General features: G+C 39.1%; 19 protein-coding genes and 1 pseudogene. 10 read left to right on the plus strand and 10 right to left on the minus strand.

The genetic code is table 11. The features are described from left to right. Positions 1 to 163 precede the first annotated feature (163 nt). Positions 164 to 739, plus strand: a complete 576-nt coding sequence (locus FJR08_RS00155) for a thioredoxin family protein (protein WP_015078162.1) — start codon at positions 164 to 166, stop codon at positions 737 to 739. A gap of 171 nt (positions 740 to 910) precedes the next feature. On the opposite strand, the gene FJR08_RS00165 is transcribed toward FJR08_RS00155, so the two are convergent. Continuing rightward, positions 911 to 1,423, minus strand: coding sequence for a hypothetical protein (locus tag FJR08_RS00165; RefSeq protein WP_168631777.1), 513 nt, complete (start codon positions 1,421 to 1,423; stop codon positions 911 to 913). 339 nt (positions 1,424 to 1,762) lie between these two features. Between FJR08_RS00165 and aroA the strand changes: the two genes are divergently transcribed. From aroA to FJR08_RS00185, 4 genes are all read left to right on the plus strand, one after another. After that, on the plus strand, positions 1,763 to 3,112 hold the full coding sequence (gene aroA / locus FJR08_RS00170; RefSeq protein WP_168631778.1) for a 3-phosphoshikimate 1-carboxyvinyltransferase: 1,350 nt from the start codon (positions 1,763 to 1,765) through the stop codon (positions 3,110 to 3,112). A 67-nt stretch (positions 3,113 to 3,179) separates the two neighbouring features. Then, positions 3,180 to 3,542: a hypothetical protein gene (locus tag FJR08_RS00175; RefSeq protein ID WP_015078159.1), complete on the plus strand. Its 363-nt coding sequence runs from the start codon at positions 3,180 to 3,182 to the stop codon at positions 3,540 to 3,542. A gap of 39 nt (positions 3,543 to 3,581) precedes the next feature. Further along, positions 3,582 to 3,893: a DUF4258 domain-containing protein gene (locus FJR08_RS00180; RefSeq protein ID WP_168631779.1), complete on the plus strand. Its 312-nt coding sequence runs from the start codon at positions 3,582 to 3,584 to the stop codon at positions 3,891 to 3,893. Next, positions 3,890 to 4,126 carry a YgiT-type zinc finger protein gene (locus FJR08_RS00185; protein ID WP_235081918.1) on the plus strand — a complete coding sequence of 79 codons (237 nt, stop codon included), beginning with the start codon at positions 3,890 to 3,892 and terminating at the stop codon, positions 4,124 to 4,126. The genes FJR08_RS00180 and FJR08_RS00185 overlap by 4 nt, the downstream gene beginning before the upstream one ends. A gap of 107 nt (positions 4,127 to 4,233) precedes the next feature. Here the strand turns inward: FJR08_RS00185 and FJR08_RS00190 are convergent, their stop codons facing one another. Continuing rightward, complete coding sequence (locus tag FJR08_RS00190) at positions 4,234 to 4,455, minus strand: hypothetical protein (RefSeq protein WP_015078156.1); 222 nt, start codon at positions 4,453 to 4,455, stop codon at positions 4,234 to 4,236. 276 nt (positions 4,456 to 4,731) lie between these two features. Between FJR08_RS00190 and FJR08_RS00195 the strand changes: the two genes are divergently transcribed. Further along, entirely contained in the window at positions 4,732 to 5,016 is a 285-nt protein-coding gene (locus FJR08_RS00195; protein ID WP_168631780.1) for a hypothetical protein, read from the plus strand. On the opposite strand, the gene FJR08_RS00200 is transcribed toward FJR08_RS00195, so the two are convergent. Both FJR08_RS00200 and rpe read right to left on the minus strand, forming a co-directional pair. Next, entirely contained in the window at positions 4,997 to 5,389 is a 393-nt protein-coding gene (locus FJR08_RS00200) for an RICIN domain-containing protein (RefSeq protein ID WP_168631781.1), read from the minus strand. The genes FJR08_RS00195 and FJR08_RS00200 overlap by 20 nt on opposite strands. Positions 5,390 to 5,997: 608 nt before the next feature. Further along, the gene (gene rpe, locus FJR08_RS00205) at positions 5,998 to 6,705 is read right to left on the minus strand and encodes a ribulose-phosphate 3-epimerase (protein ID WP_168631782.1); all 708 of its coding nucleotides are present in this window, start codon (positions 6,703 to 6,705) and stop codon (positions 5,998 to 6,000) included. 117 nt (positions 6,706 to 6,822) lie between these two features. Between rpe and FJR08_RS00210 the strand changes: the two genes are divergently transcribed. Next, a complete protein-coding gene (locus FJR08_RS00210; protein WP_168631783.1) occupies positions 6,823 to 8,415 on the plus strand; it encodes a S8 family serine peptidase in 1,593 nt (530 codons plus the stop codon). Positions 8,416 to 8,561: 146 nt separating this feature from the next. Here FJR08_RS00210 and FJR08_RS00215 read toward each other — a convergent pair whose 3' ends face one another. From FJR08_RS00215 to FJR08_RS00225, 3 genes are read right to left on the minus strand one after another with little or no spacing between them, the layout of a single operon-like run. Next, on the minus strand, positions 8,562 to 8,834 hold the full coding sequence (locus FJR08_RS00215; RefSeq protein ID WP_015078149.1) for a hypothetical protein: 273 nt from the start codon (positions 8,832 to 8,834) through the stop codon (positions 8,562 to 8,564). Between the two features lie 53 nt (positions 8,835 to 8,887). Further along, on the minus strand, positions 8,888 to 9,934 hold the full coding sequence (locus FJR08_RS00220) for an ABC transporter permease (RefSeq protein ID WP_015078148.1): 1,047 nt from the start codon (positions 9,932 to 9,934) through the stop codon (positions 8,888 to 8,890). Positions 9,935 to 9,964: 30 nt separating this feature from the next. Continuing rightward, entirely contained in the window at positions 9,965 to 10,483 is a 519-nt protein-coding gene (locus FJR08_RS00225; protein WP_148763504.1) for an adenine phosphoribosyltransferase, read from the minus strand. Between the two features lie 252 nt (positions 10,484 to 10,735). Between FJR08_RS00225 and FJR08_RS00230 the strand changes: the two genes are divergently transcribed. From FJR08_RS00230 to FJR08_RS00240, 3 genes and pseudogenes are all read left to right on the plus strand, one after another. Continuing rightward, the gene (locus FJR08_RS00230) at positions 10,736 to 11,362 is read left to right on the plus strand and encodes a DUF3038 domain-containing protein (RefSeq protein WP_015078145.1); all 627 of its coding nucleotides are present in this window, start codon (positions 10,736 to 10,738) and stop codon (positions 11,360 to 11,362) included. A gap of 334 nt (positions 11,363 to 11,696) precedes the next feature. Next, positions 11,697 to 12,970, plus strand: a pseudogene (gene iscB, locus FJR08_RS00235) (RNA-guided endonuclease IscB). 126 nt (positions 12,971 to 13,096) lie between these two features. Then, positions 13,097 to 14,500: a DUF4335 domain-containing protein gene (locus FJR08_RS00240; protein WP_168631784.1), complete on the plus strand. Its 1,404-nt coding sequence runs from the start codon at positions 13,097 to 13,099 to the stop codon at positions 14,498 to 14,500. A gap of 69 nt (positions 14,501 to 14,569) precedes the next feature. On the opposite strand, the gene FJR08_RS00245 is transcribed toward FJR08_RS00240, so the two are convergent. The 3 genes from FJR08_RS00245 to FJR08_RS00255 all read right to left on the minus strand — a co-directional run bounded on the left by FJR08_RS00245 (position 14,570) and on the right by FJR08_RS00255 (position 17,992). Continuing rightward, entirely contained in the window at positions 14,570 to 16,837 is a 2,268-nt protein-coding gene (locus FJR08_RS00245) for a transglycosylase domain-containing protein (RefSeq protein WP_168631785.1), read from the minus strand. An 8-nt stretch (positions 16,838 to 16,845) separates the two neighbouring features. Further along, on the minus strand, positions 16,846 to 17,307 hold the full coding sequence (lspA, locus tag FJR08_RS00250; RefSeq protein WP_015078141.1) for a signal peptidase II: 462 nt from the start codon (positions 17,305 to 17,307) through the stop codon (positions 16,846 to 16,848). Positions 17,308 to 17,404: 97 nt separating this feature from the next. Continuing rightward, positions 17,405 to 17,992, minus strand: coding sequence for a biotin transporter BioY (locus FJR08_RS00255; protein ID WP_015078140.1), 588 nt, complete (start codon positions 17,990 to 17,992; stop codon positions 17,405 to 17,407). Between the last annotated feature and the right edge of the window lie 159 nt (positions 17,993 to 18,151).

Here is an 18,151-nt window from a genome sequence, read left to right on the forward strand (position 1 = left end):
AGGGAAGAGGGAATATTGATCTTTTTCCCATAACTTAATTACATAACTCATAATATACTCAAATTTTTTAATAAGTTATGTATTTGAATTGGGTAATTTTCCTAAATCAAGATGGATTATTCTATTATTAGAAAAAACCCTGATCAAAACATTTAAAAAAATTATGGTTTTAACAGCTTCCACAATGTTGCCTCTAGGCACGAAAGCACCAGATTTTCATCTACCAGAAGTAGTATCTGGAAAAATAATTTCTCTTGATAATTTTGCCGATAAAAAAGCATTGTTAATCATGTTTATTTGTCGTCACTGCCCATTTGTTAAGCATATTCAACAAGAATTAGCCAGATTAGATCAAGATTACAATAATAGTGACTTAGGGATTATTGCCATTAGTGCTAATGATGCTAAAAATTATCCCAATGATGCCCCAGAATCATTAAAAGACATGGCTATAGAACTGGGGTTTGATTTTACCTTCTGTTACGACGAAACCCAAGAAACGGCAAAAGCATATACAGCAGCTTGTACACCAGATTTCTTTTTATTTGATAGCGATAGAAAACTCGTTTATCGTGGACAATTAGATGATAGTCGTCCTAGTAATAATCAACCTGTTACAGGTAAAGATCTAAGAGCAGCTATTACCGCAGTCTTAAATAATCAACCTGTAATAAGTGAACAAAAGCCCAGTATTGGTTGCAATATCAAATGGAAATCAGGTAATGATCCTAGTTATTAAGGGTAATTGGTGATTGGTAATTGGTAATTGGTAATTGGTAATTGGTGATTGGTAATTGGTAATTGGTGATTGGTGATTGGTAATTGGTAATTGGTGATTGGTAATTGGTGATTGGTGATTGGTAATTGGTGATTGGTGATTGGTAAAACTCTTACCTGTTCCCTGTTCCCTTTAATGCTGAATTTCCAAATTGAGAATATAACACCCTAATTGGATTTTTCCTGTCCACAATTCGTATTCTAAACGGAGATTCTCTGGAAAAGGATGCCCGCTAAGAGTAAAACTTTTGGTAAAATTACGCAAACGGATAGGTTGATGGGGTTGTAATGATTCATTTGGCAACCAGAAACGACTAATGCCATAAACACCTAATTCCCAAAAGTGACGGTAACTGACTTGTGCATTACCTTGCATTGTCATAATTAACCGCCGAGATGAAATTTCCAGCCATAAAATTCTGGGACTGCTAGGAGGAGAAAAATTGTTTTTAGTTGGGTGAATTGTATCTTCTGGATTGAAATAACTGCCTACCTCACAACTAATCAGAGGTGGTGCAGTTAATAGTAAATGAAATTTATCTGTATCCTTTTGAATTAAAGTTCCAGCAGTGTCAACCACAGACCAAATCGGTAAGTCCGTGGAAATCATTGATAAACATACGGGTTTGCGGTGGTGAGTTAGCATGAGAGTGTGAGGGATTAAAAATGAAGAGTAAAAGTTTAGCGATTTTCTAAATTGCCAGTTTTGCCTATTATTTAACGTTACGGCTGACGTTTTTGGTGAAAGCAACAAAACACAAGACATTTAAGCAAGATATCTAATAAATAGTAAAACCTGCTTCATCGTTAGCAAATATTTTGATTTGTTAATCTAAACCACTCAATATGGTATTACCTGTCACCTGCTATCTACCGAAAGAAGGATTATAGTTGCCAAAAAGCGGTAGGATACTAAATTGGAAGTGAATAGTGATAAACAAGTCGCTGTTTAGCTTTTATTCTATTCAAAAGTCATTGTATCCTAATGTCAGCTATTGTTATTAATTTAGAAACTCAAGCAAACTCTTCTGATCACTTAATTATTCAGCGCCCTGCCTCTGGATTGTCTTTGCAGGGACGTATCCGAATTCCTGGAGATAAGTCTATTTCTCATCGCGCTTTGATGTTGGGTGCGATCGCTGAAGGTGAAACTCAAATTCAAGGACTGCTGTTAGGTGAAGACCCCCGTAGCACTGCGGCTTGTTTTCGGGCTTTAGGTGCGGAAATTTCCGACTTAAACACAGAATTAGTCAAAGTCAAAGGCATCGGTTTAGGCAATTTTCAAGAGCCTATAAACGTCTTGGATGCGGGTAATTCTGGGACAACGATGCGGTTGATGTTGGGATTGTTAGCATCCCATCCAGGGCGATTTTTCACGGTGACTGGTGATAGTTCTTTGCGATCGCGTCCCATGTCTCGTGTTGTCAAGCCTTTGCAACAAATGGGGGCGCAAATTTGGGGACGTAAAGGAAATACCTTAGCGCCTCTAGCCATTCAAGGACAAGCCCTCCAACCCATTCATTATCATTCTCCCATTGCTTCGGCTCAAGTTAAATCCTGCATTCTCCTCGCGGGTTTAAACACCCAAGGACAAACCACCGTTACTGAACCCGCTTTATCACGGGATCACAGTGAACGAATGTTAAGGGCTTATGGAGCAGAATTAAGTATAGATCCAGACCGCAATAGCGTCACGATTACAGGTGGGGCGAAACTCTACGGACAAACTGTAATTGTGCCTGGTGATATCAGTTCAGCGGCTTTTTGGTTAGTGGCTGGGGCGATCGTTCCTGGTTCAGATTTGGTAGTGGAAAATGTCGGTGTGAATCCTACCCGTACTGGCATTTTAGAAGCATTAGAACTCATGGGGGCAGATATTCAACTAGAGAACCAACGGGAAGTTGCAGGAGAACCTGTGGCTGATATTCGCGTCCGTTCCGGTGGTTTAAAAAGCTGTACCATCGCTGGTGATATTATTCCCAGATTAATTGATGAAATTCCCATTTTGGCAGTTGCAGCGGCTTTTGCTGAGGGGACAACAATTATAAGAGATGCGGAGGAGTTAAGGGTCAAAGAGAGCGATCGCATTACCGTGATGGCACAACAACTCAATAAAATGGGGGCAAAAATCAGCGAACTACCCGACGGGATGGAAATCACCGGCGGTACTCCCTTAGTCGGTGCGGAAGTAGATAGCCATACAGATCATCGCATTGCCATGAGTTTAGCGATCGCAGCCCTTAACGCTACTGGTACAACTACCATTCACCGCGCTGAAGCTGCTGCTATTTCTTATCCCAACTTCACAAACACACTACGGGAAATTTGTCAATAATTTTTAGGGACAGGGAATAGAGGACTGGGGTATAATTAATAAACAACAAATATTCTTAATCAGCATTATGACTACAGTTGCCATTTTACCTATATCAAATGCCAGTGGTGAAAGGTCTTATCGTGCTATTGCTGGAGATAAACAGTCTGTTGGCAAAACTGCCGGTCAAGCTTTAGATGCTTTGACTACACAGTTAGGTGAAGTTGAATTTCGGGCATTATTAATTATTGATAACTTTCATCCTGATCAATTCTTCACTAGAGATCAACAAGAACGTTTATCCGAACTAATGACTATCTGGAGAATAGCACGAGATCAAGAACAGAAACTTCCGTCAGAAATACAAATTGAGTTAGATAATCTTGTTAATCTTGAACTCAATGCTGCTACTGCTAGAACCGCATCCTTAGCACAACAATGGAGTCAATGAATCAATTTTATCATCTTGTAGCAGATCGCGCCATAACTAATGAAATCTATAGATGAAATTCGTGAACAACTTAAGTCAGGAAATTTTGAATTTACTCGTCATGGATTAAAACGTTTAGTTGAAAGAAATATCAGTCGCTCGGAAATAATGGAAACAGGAGATAATGCAATTATTATTGAAGATTATCCAGATGATAAATACTCTCCTAGCTGTTTAATTTTGGGATTGACAATTAATAAACGTCCTTTACATTTACAGGTATCAAGACGAGAATCTGATATTTTAACTATTATTACTTTATATGATCCTGATCAAACTGAATGGATTGATTATTCCCAAAGGAGGTTATGATGGAAAGTTGTCATATTTGTGGTTCAGATAAATTTACTGAAGAATTAGTTAATGAAACTTTTGAAATCGAAGGTAAACTAATTTTAGTGGAGGGTATTCCAGCTAAGGTTTGTTCTCGTTGTGGAGAAATAACCTTTAGTAGTGAAACTGCTGAAAATATTCGTTTAATGTTGAATAGTAATCAAAAATCTCAGAGAAAAATTGAGATTGATGTTTTTGCTTTTTCTGCTTAACTGATAACTTGAATATTCTTGTATCATATGAAACTGAATCTGATTTCAATGATTATCTTTCTAATTTAGAAAATTATGAAGCTAGATTGGCTAAAGGAGAAATAAAATCATTTCGTTTCTTGTCTCCATGCTTCTTGACGAATGGACTCAGTAGTAATATTTCTATTTTCCCAGATTCCTGCCAAAGAAAAAAAATCTTGCTCATCATCAGATATATTTGTGTTATCTTCTATTACTTCTACAGAGTTAACAAAATCTAAAGCAGAAATAAGTTTTAATAGCATCTGTGCTTTTTCTTTATCAGCAATTTGAATGATTAGTTGTTGCATATTTGTTTTTTAGTATAAAACTATTGTAATTAGGCATCTCCGGTAATTAAATGTGCGTGGTTTGAAACCCTTGTAGAGACGTTCTATAGAACGTCTCTACATTCATTTTCGGAGATGTCTATTGTACAACTATTTTTGTTTAGTTTAGCGGAAATTATCAAAAATTATCAAATAATAAGCCAATGTTTGCGGTATTTGTTTAATTTGGCAATTTTAAATATCTGATGTATAATTTAGATATATCTTAGTGAAAATGACTCCATGTAATTAAATGCTATGGAAACAATAACCTTAAATTCTCATGTTGGTCAAGATGGAATATTACATTTAGATATTCCTGTAAATATTATTAATACTGATTTAACCATTACTATTATTTTAAAACCTAGTGATAATTTTCAACAGGACAATAAACAAAAGGGAAAAGGTTGGCCTGCTAATTTTTGTGAGGAAACTTCAGGATGTTTAAAAGATACTCCTTTAACTATAGATTCAGAATGTTGGGTTTCGTTTCCTCAACCCAACCTACAAAGACAGGGTTTTATTGTGGATTCATTTTAAATTGTTGTTCTTGAATAGAACGACAAGGACCAACTCTAGCCATATTAGCATTAGGAATAATACCGATTTTAGTACCATCTATGTCAAAACACTGTTTGACTCCACTAGGAGGTGTGGCTTTTAGTTCAAAACGATAATAACCATTACCATCATTAATTTGTCTAAATTGTTGTTCTTGAATAGGACGACAAGGACCAACTCTAGCCATATTAGCATTAGCAATAATGCCAATTTTAGTACCATCTATGTCAAAACACTGTTTAACTCCACTAGGAGGTGTGGCTTTTAGTTCAAAACGATAATAACCATTACCATCATCAATTTGTCTAAATTGTTGTTCTTGAATGGAACGACAAGGACCGACTCTAGCCATATTAGCATCAGCAATAATGCCAATTTTAGTACCATCTATGTCAAAACATTGTTTGACTCCACTAGGAGGTGTGGCTTTTAGCTCTAATTGGTAGAATCCTGAATTAATTGGTGGATTTGCTATACTTTTAATGCCAACCTACTTACATTAAACATGACAACAGAAACTCCACAAAAGTATCTGTTTTGTATTTTCTCATTTTTCTGTTGAGTCAACACATTTTTTGAGTTTTTTCATCGTAATTGAGGATAAACCTTTCAATGATTTTTAACTAAGTTTTCTATCAAAATAACCTCAGAACCAATAATTTCATACTTAGTCGTAAATATTTAACTGTATCTCTAACTTAATAGTAATCATTCCTATTTAGCTTCAACAAATTCTCTCAGCAGTTAGTTCTTATGTACTAAATACATCCGTTTCCTTGAGGTGTGACAGTTGTGGGTGCGGAATGTGGGATTTAAGCCAGGGATGTCGAAGTTTTATCAGGGAGTAAAATGTGGTAAAGGAGATGAATTAGGTTTATTTAGGGCTTGCTGTAATAAAATAGATCCCCGACTTCTCAAAGAAGTCGGGGATCTGAGTCTTACTTAATCACAAGTATTAAATTAAACAGCAGCTAATTCTGGACTCGGACGCTTACTGTTACGGATACTGGTAATCGCCTCAGCATAATCAGGAGCATTGAACACAGCCGAACCCGCTACAATAGCATTAGCTCCAGCTTCTAAAACTTGCCAAGTATTATTAGCTTTGAGTCCCCCGTCAACCTCAATCCAAGGATCTAAACCGCGTTCATCGCACATTTGACGCAACTTGCGGATTTTAGGAACTACGCTAGGAATAAAGCTTTGACCACCGAAACCGGGGTTAACGCTCATAATCAGCACTAAATCACACAATTCTAGGACATATTCAATTAACTCCAAAGGTGTACCCGGATTGAGTACAACTCCAGCTTTCTTACCGAGTTCTCTGATTTGTCCCAAGGTACGGTGCAAGTGCGGAGATGCGTTATGTTCTGCATGGACAGAAATAATATCAGCACCAGCTTTAGCAAAACCTTCTACATACTTTTCTGGTTCCACAATCATCAAGTGGACATCCAGCGGTTTGGTTGTAACTGGACGAATCGCCTCCACAATCAGAGGACCTATTGTAATATTAGGGACAAAACGTCCATCCATTACATCAACGTGAATCCAATCTGCTCCCGCTTTGTCTACGGCGCGAATATCGTCACCCAGACGACTAAAATCTGCTGATAGGATAGATGGAGCGATAACTATAGGTTTTTGAGATGAATTTTGGGTCATGGCTAGTGGGTTTTAAGCGTCTTCGTCTGTAAGTATCGTAACAAAATATGGAGAAATTATTAAAAATTAATTCAAAACTCAAATTTTTCAGAAAACTTCCCCCTCTTCCCTCAAAATATGCACAAAAATTGGATACTTTTTTGGAGTTTAGGTTTTTCTGGCTTGACTTTACCAGTCTTTGCTGGTGTCAAGGTTGCCAATTTTTTAGGTGCTAACGGCATTGATGCGCTGAAACTACATCAAGCTCCTTATAATTTGACTGGGCGGAAAATTGCTATTGGTCAAGTCGAAATTGGTCGTCCGGGGATGTTTGGCTGGGATAAAGCCGTATCTAAAAATCGGTCTGTATCGCCATTTGCAGTGTTTTCACGCAATGTTCCCGCCAAGTCGAATGTTGGTGTTGATCCTCATGCCTATAATGTTTCTGGTGTCATGGTGAGTCAAGATAAGGCTTTTCCTGGTGTCGCACCAAATGCTCGATTATATTCTTCTGCTGTCGGATCTACAAAAAAAATCGGTCAACCAGAGGAATGTTTATCAACACAACACATTGCATTACAAAATGGTGGTGATGTGCGGACGATTAATTTTAGTTTTGGTGAACCTCTGGAACGTGATCCCCGACCAGAAGCTATGTTAGATGGTAATGCTTTACTAACATTATGTATTGACTGGTCTAGCCGGGTTCATGATGTTGTATATTCAATTGCTGGCAATCAAGGCAAAGGCGGGATTCCCATTCCTACAGATAATTTTAACGCAATTAATGTGGCTTTTTCCTCAGAACGCGAGGGAATTTTTAATAAAGTTCACGTTTCTAATTTGGCGAGTATTAATCAAGGTATAGAAAATCGTTTAGCTGGGAAAGAATTTAATATTGGGGGGAGAAGTGCAATTAATATAGTTGCTCCTGGGACTAATATTCCTTTACTTAATCCTGATGGTAAGTTAAATAAATCTACAGGTACGAGTTTTGCCGCCCCACAAGTTACGGCTACGGTGGCATTATTACAGGAATTTGTGGATAGACAATTACGAACTAAACAACCAAATTGGACTATTGATGCTCGTCGTCATCAAGTCATGAAAGCAATATTACTCAATTCGGCGGACAAAATAAAGGACAGTGGTGATGGTTTACGGTTGGGAATGACGAGGACTTTAATTGATAAACAAAATCAAGATTGGTTAGCAACGGACGCTTATAAAAATCCTAAAATTCCCCTAGATGCTCAAATGGGAGCAGGTCATTTAAATGCCTTTCGAGCCTATCAACAATTGAATGGTGGTGAATGGAAACCTAATGCAACTGTTCCGCCTATTGGTTGGGATTATGGTATTGTTAATGCTAATTCTTCTAGGGAATATGCTCTACAAAAAGGTTTGAAACAAAATAGTTTTGTGGCTATTACTTTAATTTGGGATCGTTGGGTGGAGTTAAATGATAAAAATAATAATCAGGAATATGATATAGGGGAAACATTTATAGATAAAGGATTAAATAATCTTGATGTTTATTTAGTTAAGGAAAATGGGAAAAATAATGAAGTTGTGGTTTGTGATTCTGTGAGTGAGGTTGATAGTGTGGAACATATTTTTTGTCCAGTTCCTACTAGTGGGAATTATAAAATTCGGGTGCAATTTAAGAAGCAGGTAAATGAATCTACTCAACCTTATGCTTTGGCCTGGTGGACTGTAGGTGAAAAGTGATATAAGTAGTCGGGCAAAATTAATTGAACATTTTAAAAATCCCTAAACCAATTAATTTTGTAGGGGGACAACCCCCTGTGGTTGCCCCAAATACCGGGGTAGGCACGGGGGCGCTACCCCTACATTAAATCCAAATCTTTTATGCTTTAAATATGCTGTAAAAACTCAACTTCTGGTAATAAAGGATCATTAACAATGCCTACACCAGCAAAACTCCAACGTTTGATCAAACTACCTATTTGGGAACTAGCAAGAGATTCTACAGTCAACCGGCTGGCTAAATCAGCAGCATGAGTATTGAGATAACTCAAAGCCTCGAAATCTTCTTTAAATAATAATAAATATCCTGATGTAGCATCATCAACACGGGCTGTGAGATATTTACCATCTGTTCTTGAACGAATAATATAATAAACCATTTGACAACTAACAACTAACAACTAACCACTGACCACTGAAAACTGACAACTAACTAATTCAAATCTTCTAACTTAATTCGAGGATCTGCTGCTTTTAAAATTAAGTCAGCAATTAAATTACCAATAATCAATAATACTGCACTCATTACTAAACTCGCCATTACCAAATATTGGTCTTTAGCTAAAACAGCTTGTAAAGTTAACTTTCCTAAACCCGGCCAGTTAAAGAAATTCTCCGTAATAAATGCACCACCTAACAAACCTGCTAATTCAAAACCCAATAAAGTAATTAACGGATTAATAGCATTTCGCAAAGCATGAACATAAATCACCCGATTTTCTGGAAGTCCTTTAGCGCGAGCAGTTTGAATATAATCTTGGCGTAAAACATCCAATAATTGACCACGCATAATTCGTTGCAAACCCGCAAAACTGGTAATACTTAAAGCAATTAGTGGTAAAACTGAATGCCAAGCGATATCAAGAATTTTACCTAACCATGTCAGGTCTGCATGATTAATACTGGTCATATTACCCACCGGAAAAAGTGGAGTAGTCAGTTGAGCAAAGAATAGTAGAAATAAGACAGTAATAAAACTGGGAATACCTTGACCAGCATAACTGACTATCTGTAAAACTTGGTCAGTTCGGCGATTTTGTTTCACAGCAGCGAGAATACCTAAAGGAATGGCGATCGCCCATGTGATAATTAAAGAAGCGATCGCTAATAACAACGTGGCTGGAACTCGTTCCCATAGCAGCGATGATACAGAACGTTGATAAACAAAACTTGTACCAAAATCACCCCTTGTCAAAATTTGCTTTAACCAAAATCCAAACTGTTGTGGCCAAGATTTATCTAAACCAAATTGTCGCCTAATTTCTTCAATCCGTTCTGGTGAAATTTTCGGATTTTGCCGCAGGGTATCTACATAATCTCCCGGAGACAGCTTCATAATAAAAAATGACAAAGCAGACGCTAAAAAAATTGTCAAGAGCGCCTGTAAAAGCCGTTTTATCACATAAATAAAAGTTTCATCCGTAACTCGCCTAATTAGCCAGTCTCGACTTATATCCAAGGAAATTTTTGTATTTGTCATTAGTCATTAGTCAGTTGTCAATTATGTTTTCTAATATTGAACCAGCGAGATAATAGGGACATCAGGTAAATATTTCCGTCCTTGCAAATCCATTAGTTCGATGATAAACCCAAACCCTATCAGTTCACAGTCAATCTTTTGTACCAACTTAGCTGTTGCACTGGCAGTGCCACCAGTAGCAATCAAATCATCCACAATTAAAACTTTGCTACCTGGCACTAAAGCATCTTGATGTACTTCTAATGTATCTGTACCATACTCTAGTTGATATTCAATTGAGTGAACCGCTGCCGGTAATTTCCCTTTTTTCCGAACAGGAATAAAACCAGCACCTAATTTATAAGCAACAGGCGCACCAAAAATGAACCCTCTTGACTCCATACCAATAATATAATCTACTTGAAGTTCAATTTCAGAACATTTTTGTGCTAAAAAATCAATAGTATAACGCAATCCGTCCGGGTCGCTTAATAGAGTAGTGACATCTCGAAATAAAATTCCCGGCTTAGGAAAATCCGGTATATCACGAATCAGAGATTTTAAATCCATATTATTTACGTAAGTAGTTAGTGGTCAATGAAGAAACAAAGGGCAAGAAGCGAAAATTTTCCTAATCTCTGCCAAATCCTACCCTATAATGTCATTGACGATCACCAAGAATTTGAAAATTTAATGTATATGCAAATATTTGGGTAGAAAAACTAAGTAATGTATATAATTGAACTGCCATATCGCGCCAGCAATTAGCGGTGGACGGATAAGTAAATCAGTTTATTGGAAACGTATAAGGTATTTGATAGAATGAACGTCTCTGCTAGTGTCACATCTTTAAACATCCCAAAAGCTCAGGGAATGCCCATGATTTTGGATACTTTACCAGATCCAGCGATCGCTGGTCAGGTATGTCCAGCCAGAACTAGATTGCAAATAGATTTGATGTTACTAGCCATTGAAGCCTTAGAAATAGGCGGTTCTGAAGCCATTTTGTCCTTTGCTGAAGAATTAGACCTCCAAGGGATCATCAAAAATCGGGTAAACTTATGGCGGATGCGAGCATCTAACCCCATGCGGAGAGCGCATAGTCGCCGGCCTTTAGATATTTTAGAAGCCAAAGCGTTAGTAGTTATTGCCTGCTACATTTCTCGACGCTTAACAGTTGTGATCCGCCAACTACTAACCATATATCAACAATTGGCTGAGAAGCAGATTCCCCCAGAACAAAATTTAAGATTAGCTAATTACCTAGAAAGGTTTAGAGCGCATTTTAAAAGTCGGATGAATTCCCGTCGTTCCGGTGTCCTAGCATTAACTTCTAATGAAAAATTAGATGAACTAGCTATAGACTTATTAGGAAAATTACTATTTTGTACAGGTACAGCGGGAATGCAACGGTACTGGATTTCTCTTTTTGACGGTGAGGTAGAATAAATAGAAGTCAGTAACTCAGGGCTAAAGCCACTGAGCTTGTAAGAGTAATCAAGCAAGCTGTACTGACCAGACCACCCTGAGCGTAGTCGTTCGCGAAGCGTCCCGTAGGGTAGGGTAGCCGTTATTTGAGTCAAGACACCGGAGAATGCGACGCCCCTTCGGGGTTCAGCAGTCGCTCATGGGGGAAACCCCCAAGACCGCGCTGCTTCACTAGTTTTCCGCTCTGTCGTTTGTAATTAAACAGTTTTAAAGTCACTGAAACAGTGTTGCAAGCCTAAAAAGCTCAGATAACAAGGTCAAAGCGAACATCACCTGAGCAATCAGAGAGGCAGAAATGTCAAATTACACATTAGTTCTCGACACAAACAAACAACCTTTAAGCCCTTGTCATCCCTCGGTAGCAAGGAAATTATTAGATTCTGGAAAAGCTGCTTTATTTAGGAGGTATCCCTTTACTATCATCTTAAACAAGTCATGCTCAGATGTTGTTAACCAAGCGATAGAACTCAAAATAGACCCTGGTTCAAAAACTACGGGCATAGCATTGGTTCAGGGAGAGAAAATCATTTTTGGTGCAGAACTTTCTCATCGAGGAAGTGCAATTAAAGCTTCCCTAGAATCCCGTCGCTCACTCCGCAGGGGGAGACGAAACCGCCATACTCGCTATCGTCAAGCCAGATTCTTGAATAGAACTAGGACAGAAAATTGGTTAGCTCCAAGTTTGCAGCATCGAGTTGAGACTACCTTAACTTGGGTTAACAAACTCATTAAGTTTATTCCCATCACAAGGATATCTCAAGAGCTTGTCAGGTTTGACTTGCAACAAATAGACAATCCAGAAATATCAGGTATTGAATATCAGCAAGGCACTTTGTCCGGGTACGAAGTCCGTGAGTATCTACTTGAGAAATGGCAGAGAAAATGTGCTTACTGTGGGATTGAGAATGTTCCCTTGCAAGTTGAGCATATTCATCCTCAAGCCAGAGGTGGCACTAATCGGATTTCTAATCTTTGTCTTGCTTGCGAGAAGTGCAATATCAAAAAGGCACTCAGGATATTAAAGACTTCCTGGCTAAGAAACCGGATCTTCTCAAATGTATTCTGGCACAAGCAAAACGACCTTTAAAAGATGCGGCGGCTGTGAACTCTACCCGTTGGGCATTGTTTAGCCGACTTCAAGAAACTGGTTTACCCGTTTTCACTGGTTCTGGTGGTCAAACTAAGTTCAACCGAACTAGATTAAACTTTCCTAAAACTCATTGGCTAGATGCTGCTTGTGTTGGACAAATTGGAGAATTGGAAATTTTAACGAACAAGCCTTTGCTAATCAAAGCAACAGGGCATGGAACTCGTCAAATGTGTCGGACTGACAAGTTTGGTTTTCCATCTCGATATGTGCCGAGAATTAAATTTGTCAAAGGTTTTCAGACCGGTGATATTGTGAAAGCAATTGTTACTACTGGGAAGAAAATCGGTAAATATATTGGTCGTGTTGCAGTTAGAGCAACAGGTTCTTTCAATATTTCTGCATCAAAATTAGTTCAGGGTATTAGTTATAAATACTGCAAAATCATTCACCGCAAAGATGGCTATGATTACGCATTTTAAGATTGACGGGGATTAAAATCCCTTGAGTCGCGGCTGGTGAGCCATGTCGATAGCGTAGCGTGGCGTTAGCCATACTATCCCTCTGGTCCCTAAAGGGACTGAGTTTCCCACTTCCCACGAGGTTTTATGAATATCCAACGTAAATATAGTTTGCCTAATTGTACCCTGCTCCTAGAGGGGTTAAGTGACATGACACAGACTGCTAACTTTCAAGAACTGCGTCCCCAACTATCTATATTAGTGAATGCAGAATGCTATATATCTAGTTATACTCAACCCATTGTTGGTGGCAGGGAATTTTTTGAAAGCTTAGTTAGAGCAGTCAGCGCCTACGCCCAAGAAGTTTTAAGCAATATCCCCAACCCTCAAGTTCAGAATCATAATTCAGAGTTAGTTGAATTACAAAAAATTAACAGCAACAGCCACAGATTAACTGTTCACACTGAAATCACAGGAGACATGGGGGGAAACACCAGCGAAGGACAACCCATTCAAATTGTCCTGAACACAGTCCAATTATTTGATTTAGTTGAAGCCGTAGATCAGTTTTTTGCTGACAGCCAGACTTTACCAGAATTATCCCTAGAACTACACCCAGTTAATCGCAGTTATAGTGGTTCAAATCAAACCTTACTCAAACAGGCAATCCCGGCTACCATGGGCGTATCCAGTCTAGCCGTAGCTGCATTGGCTTTTAGCTTAATTCCTGCACCTCAAGTCAGTCCACCTCAAGTCAACCCAGAGGTTGAGTCCAGCACTTCTATTCCCACGCCCACAGTAGCAGTAACCCCTACAACTACACCCACAACTACACCCACAACATCAGCAACCCCTACCGCAGTTCAAGATTTAGAAACACTTTTAAAGACAGTTCCAGAAATAAAAGATCCATCTCAATTACGGGCATTAAATCGCCAAGTTTATAACCAAATTCATCCAGCTTGGGTAAATCGCTCAGAATTGCCAGAGGATTTAGTCTATCGTTTAGGTGTCGCCGCCGATGGTAGTATCGTTGGTTATAAAGCAGTCAATCAGAAAGCTAGTGACGCAATAGATAAAACACCACTACCTAAACTGCTCCATAATCCTGCTAATCGCGTCCCGAATGAACCTATTGCTCAATTCAAAGTCGTATTTACCCAAAAAAGGTTTTTAGAAATTAGTCCCTGGCTAGGATACGCCAAAACACCAGAAGTAACTGGCAAAAAAATTACTGACACCAGTAAAATCAAAGATCTAAATCAAAAGCTGTATAGTACAATTCGTCAAAATTGGAGTGTGACTCCCACCTTTGCCAGCAACTTGAAATATCGAGTAGCGGTGAATAAAGAAGGTGTGATTGCTGACTATGAACCACTCAACCAAGTTGCTTTTGACTACTTCCGGGAGACACCTTTACCCCAGATGTTCCAATCAGTTTATGGCTCAAATGTAGCTGCACCCGATAATAAAGAAGCACTAGCTCATTTTCGAGTAGTCTTTACCCCTAAAGGTAAATTAGAAGTCAAACCTTGGAAAGGATATAAGTAATTAAAAATGCAAAATTAAAAATTAAAAAAGAAGAATCCAATTTTTTAATTTTTAATTATTAATTTTTAATTATTTAGTAATTTTCCCCATATAATTACCCCAAAGTTGTGCCGCTTGGGCGCTGCTGCCAGATGTAGGGGAATTATTATCATTTCCTAGCCAAATGCCGGTGACAAGTTGACGACTGGGAATAAAACCAATGAACCAGAGATCAACATTATTATTCGTTGTCCCGGTTTTACCTGCTTCCCCTAAACCAATAGCGGCGCTACGACCTGTACCATTAGTAATTACTCCCCGCATCAAAGTAGTCATTTGATTGGCAACTTCTTTTTTGATAACTCGTTTGTTACCATTTGGATCGGTATCGAAAGAGTAAATTACCCGACAGGTTTGTAGATCTTTAAGATCCTTACAATCACTACTGTCTCGAATTTTACTAATAGCATGAGGAGGATTCCACACTCCACGATTGCTAATTGCTCCAAATGCCCCGGTCATTTCTAAAACATTAACGACACTTTGACCTAATATCAAGCCTGGAACTGCCTCCAGATCAGATTTCACACCCAACCGCTGCGCCATATCTACTACTTTATTCAAGCCAATTTCTTTTGCTACCCGCAAAGCAATGGGGTTTTCTGAAAGTGCCAAGCCAGTTGCTATATCTAAACTACCACCAGCGCCAGACCGGCAGGGTCTATAAGTAAAACCTTGCCAAGTTAAAGGACTACAAGAATAACTTCTATATGGGGAAATCCCTTTTTCCATGGCCGCAGTGTAAGCAAAAATTTTAAACGTAGAACCTGGCTGACGTTGGGCTTGCACAGAGCGATTGAACTGGCTTTTTCTGTAATCAGTCCCTCCTACCATCGCGACAATACCCCCAGTTTTCGCGTTGAGAGTCACCATTCCCCCTTGGGAAAAACCAAAATTCGAGCCGTCTTTGGTGATGGAATTTTTTAACTCTGTTTCCGCTTTGGCTTGGATAGCTGGATCAAGTTGGGTTTCAATGATATAGTTACCTTCTCTTGCTGCTGCCGGACCTAGTCTTAATGTCAGTTCTTGAAAGACGTAATCATAAAAATAGGGCGCAATGGTTTTGGCTTGTCTTTCACAAACTTTAGGGCTAATTTGGACGGTAGAACGACGGGCGCGGTTGGCTTCTTCTTGGGTGATTTTACCCATTTCCAGCAGTCGCTTAATGACTCGATTCCGATAATCGGCTGCTCCGAGTTTCCGCGGACCACTGCCACAAAAATCAAAGGCATTGGGAGCAGGTAAAATCCCTACTAAGGTTGCTGCTTCGGCCAGAGTTAATTCTTTGGCTGATTTGTTGAAATAATATTTAGCTGCATCTTCAAAACCGGAAGTATCTGCGCCTAAAAAGACTCGATTTAAGTAAGTTAGTAAAATATCATCTTTACTGTAAAAAGTTTCTAACTTGAGGGAGACGACAGCTTCTTTTACTTTCCGTCCTAAAGAGTCTTGACTACCTACATATTCACGGAATAAACTCCGAGCTACTTGCTGGGTAACTGTACTTGCTCCCTGTTGGACATCGCCGCTACGACTGTTAATCAGTACGGCTCGCAACACACCCAAGGGATCTACCCCAAAGTGCCAATAATAACGACTGTCCTCGGAAGCTACAACAGCAGAGGCCAAATATGGTCCAAAGTCAGATATTTTTTTCAGGTCTGTGTGAGCGATATTTCGCGGCTCACGCAGTGGGGTTGAGCCATCACGGGCATAAACAACCACAGGGGCTTTAGTCGCTGTAGGTAAGGGTCTGACAGAAAATTTCATCCATTCTACACCTATGGACAAGGCAATCAAAACTGTAACACCACCGATCCCATAGGCTGTCCAAGTAGCAGCTTTTACATACCAATCTGGTGGGTCTATGTATTGCACACTCACAGAAGCAGCTAGTTGAGGGGGTCCCAAGGTAATAACATCACCATGACGCAGTTCTAGAGCATTTATCCGCCTTTTGCCCAGATAAATACCGTTGGTGGAGTTTTCATCCTTGATGGTGAAAGCGGAAGTGTTTTGGGTGGAATCCCGCGAGAGTGAGAGGTGAATTGCGCTGACAACTTGGTTACGGACGACGAAATCACAAGATTTAGAACTACGTCCGAGAATATGGCGATCGCCTAACAGATTATGTTCTTCCCTTGTATTTGCCCCGGCATCATGTACTAACAGTTTTGGTACTTTAGCGTTGGGTTTGAGCTTTATGGAAGAACTTACTCTAGCTTGAATAGTACTTACTGCTTGAGTCACTTGACCAAGTAGAGTTGTTGGTTTTTGAGGAGGTTGGGGGGAACTCATAAAAAATTTTAATTACTTGGTGTTTGTTGCCATGAAGCAATTAACAGACAGACAATGCCAATACTAATAAAAGAATCAGCCAAATTAAATACGGCAAAATTAATTAATCGAAAATCGAGAAAATCAACGACGTACCCTAAGGCAAATCTATCAATACCATTGCCCATTGCTCCTCCTAAAATCAAACCATAACCCAATTGCTCCCAAAAACTTAACAATGGTCCCGATAATGCAATGGTCATTAATACTAAACTTACACCTAAAGATAGCCACCGTAACCACTCTACCTTGCCACTTAATAAACTAAAAGCTGCACCTGTATTAGTAACATAAGTGAAATGAAATATCCCCCGGAGTAAGGGCAGTGTTTGTCCTGGGTTAAAGGTTTGCACTACCCAGTATTTTGTCAATTGGTCTAATAAAAATGCTATCAAAGCAGCAATCCAGAAGAAGCGATTTTTTATCCGCATAATAAATTTGTCAGTTGTTCTTTGTTAGTTGTCAGTTGTTCTTCTTTGCTACTGACCAATGACCAATAACCAATGACCAATGACCAATGGCCAATGACTAATAAAACATTATATGTCGTAGCAGATAAGCTACTATGGTGACAGCACAAACAACTACTAGTTGCCCTGGTAGTGCAAAGCAGGAGTATTTGAGGATAGCTTGAATTAGGGATAAATTTTCTGTTCCTTTCCAAGGCAGAATATAACTAATAATTAAATAAGCAATACCGCAGATGTGAACAGTGAATAAGCCACAAAAACAACTAAAAGCCAGAGTTTCTAGCCGAGGTCTAGCTTTAAAGGCTAAATAACCACAAATCCAAGCTCCGGGAATAAAACCCAACAAATAGCCAAACTGAGATAGCTTAACATAACCGATACCGCCGCCTTCGGCAAATACTGGCAGTAAGGTTAATCCCATGACTAAATAGGCAATTTGCGAGAGCGCACCAGCATTTTGACCTCCTAAACAGCCTACTAACAGCACTGCACCAATTTGATAGCTGACACCTAATGAAAAGGTCCCAATTCCGTGCTGACTCCAGTTCCAAGGTGCGGTAATACCATAGGCTTCTAGAAAAGTACCACCCATTGTGAGGAGCAAGCCTATCATAGACCATAGCAGTTGATTTGACGCAGCAAACATTTATTAGGTGCAAGGGTTAATTAACGGTAGACGAAAAGCTAAAAATTACAACTACAAAACTATATTGGCATTTTTTTGATAAACAATAAGGTGTATCTCTAGAGTAACCCAAGAAAATAGATAAAATATAATCCTACACTAATCCTATTCGGTACAGTG

It is taken from the genome of Dolichospermum sp. UHCC 0260, from assembly GCF_009711985.1.
Taxonomy (GTDB): Bacteria; Cyanobacteriota; Cyanobacteriia; order Cyanobacteriales; family Nostocaceae; genus Dolichospermum; species Dolichospermum lemmermannii.

Excerpts from the sequence above, each read along its gene's own strand:
- FJR08_RS00175 (WP_015078159.1), top strand. The coding sequence starts at position 3,180 with ATGACTACAGTTGCCATTTTACCTATATCAAATGCCAGTGGTGAAAGG.
- FJR08_RS00200 (WP_168631781.1), bottom strand. The coding sequence starts at position 5,389 with ATGGCTAGAGTCGGTCCTTGTCGTTCCATTCAAGAACAACAATTTAGA.
- FJR08_RS00230 (WP_015078145.1), top strand. The coding sequence starts at position 10,736 with ATGAACGTCTCTGCTAGTGTCACATCTTTAAACATCCCAAAAGCTCAG.
- FJR08_RS00165 (WP_168631777.1), bottom strand. The coding sequence starts at position 1,423 with ATGCTAACTCACCACCGCAAACCCGTATGTTTATCAATGATTTCCACG.
- FJR08_RS00215 (WP_015078149.1), bottom strand. The coding sequence starts at position 8,834 with ATGGTTTATTATATTATTCGTTCAAGAACAGATGGTAAATATCTCACA.
- FJR08_RS00195 (WP_168631780.1), top strand. The coding sequence starts at position 4,732 with ATGGAAACAATAACCTTAAATTCTCATGTTGGTCAAGATGGAATATTA.
- FJR08_RS00225 (WP_148763504.1), bottom strand. The coding sequence starts at position 10,483 with ATGGATTTAAAATCTCTGATTCGTGATATACCGGATTTTCCTAAGCCG.
- aroA (WP_168631778.1), top strand. The coding sequence starts at position 1,763 with ATGTCAGCTATTGTTATTAATTTAGAAACTCAAGCAAACTCTTCTGAT.
- FJR08_RS00155 (WP_015078162.1), top strand. The coding sequence starts at position 164 with ATGGTTTTAACAGCTTCCACAATGTTGCCTCTAGGCACGAAAGCACCA.
- FJR08_RS00255 (WP_015078140.1), bottom strand. The coding sequence starts at position 17,992 with ATGTTTGCTGCGTCAAATCAACTGCTATGGTCTATGATAGGCTTGCTC.
- FJR08_RS00220 (WP_015078148.1), bottom strand. The coding sequence starts at position 9,934 with ATGACAAATACAAAAATTTCCTTGGATATAAGTCGAGACTGGCTAATT.
- lspA (WP_015078141.1), bottom strand. The coding sequence starts at position 17,307 with ATGCGGATAAAAAATCGCTTCTTCTGGATTGCTGCTTTGATAGCATTT.
- FJR08_RS00185 (WP_235081918.1), top strand. The coding sequence starts at position 3,890 with ATGATGGAAAGTTGTCATATTTGTGGTTCAGATAAATTTACTGAAGAA.
- FJR08_RS00210 (WP_168631783.1), top strand. The coding sequence starts at position 6,823 with ATGCACAAAAATTGGATACTTTTTTGGAGTTTAGGTTTTTCTGGCTTG.
- FJR08_RS00245 (WP_168631785.1), bottom strand. The coding sequence starts at position 16,837 with ATGAGTTCCCCCCAACCTCCTCAAAAACCAACAACTCTACTTGGTCAA.
- rpe (WP_168631782.1), bottom strand. The coding sequence starts at position 6,705 with ATGACCCAAAATTCATCTCAAAAACCTATAGTTATCGCTCCATCTATC.
- FJR08_RS00180 (WP_168631779.1), top strand. The coding sequence starts at position 3,582 with ATGAAATCTATAGATGAAATTCGTGAACAACTTAAGTCAGGAAATTTT.
- FJR08_RS00240 (WP_168631784.1), top strand. The coding sequence starts at position 13,097 with ATGAATATCCAACGTAAATATAGTTTGCCTAATTGTACCCTGCTCCTA.
- FJR08_RS00190 (WP_015078156.1), bottom strand. The coding sequence starts at position 4,455 with ATGCAACAACTAATCATTCAAATTGCTGATAAAGAAAAAGCACAGATG.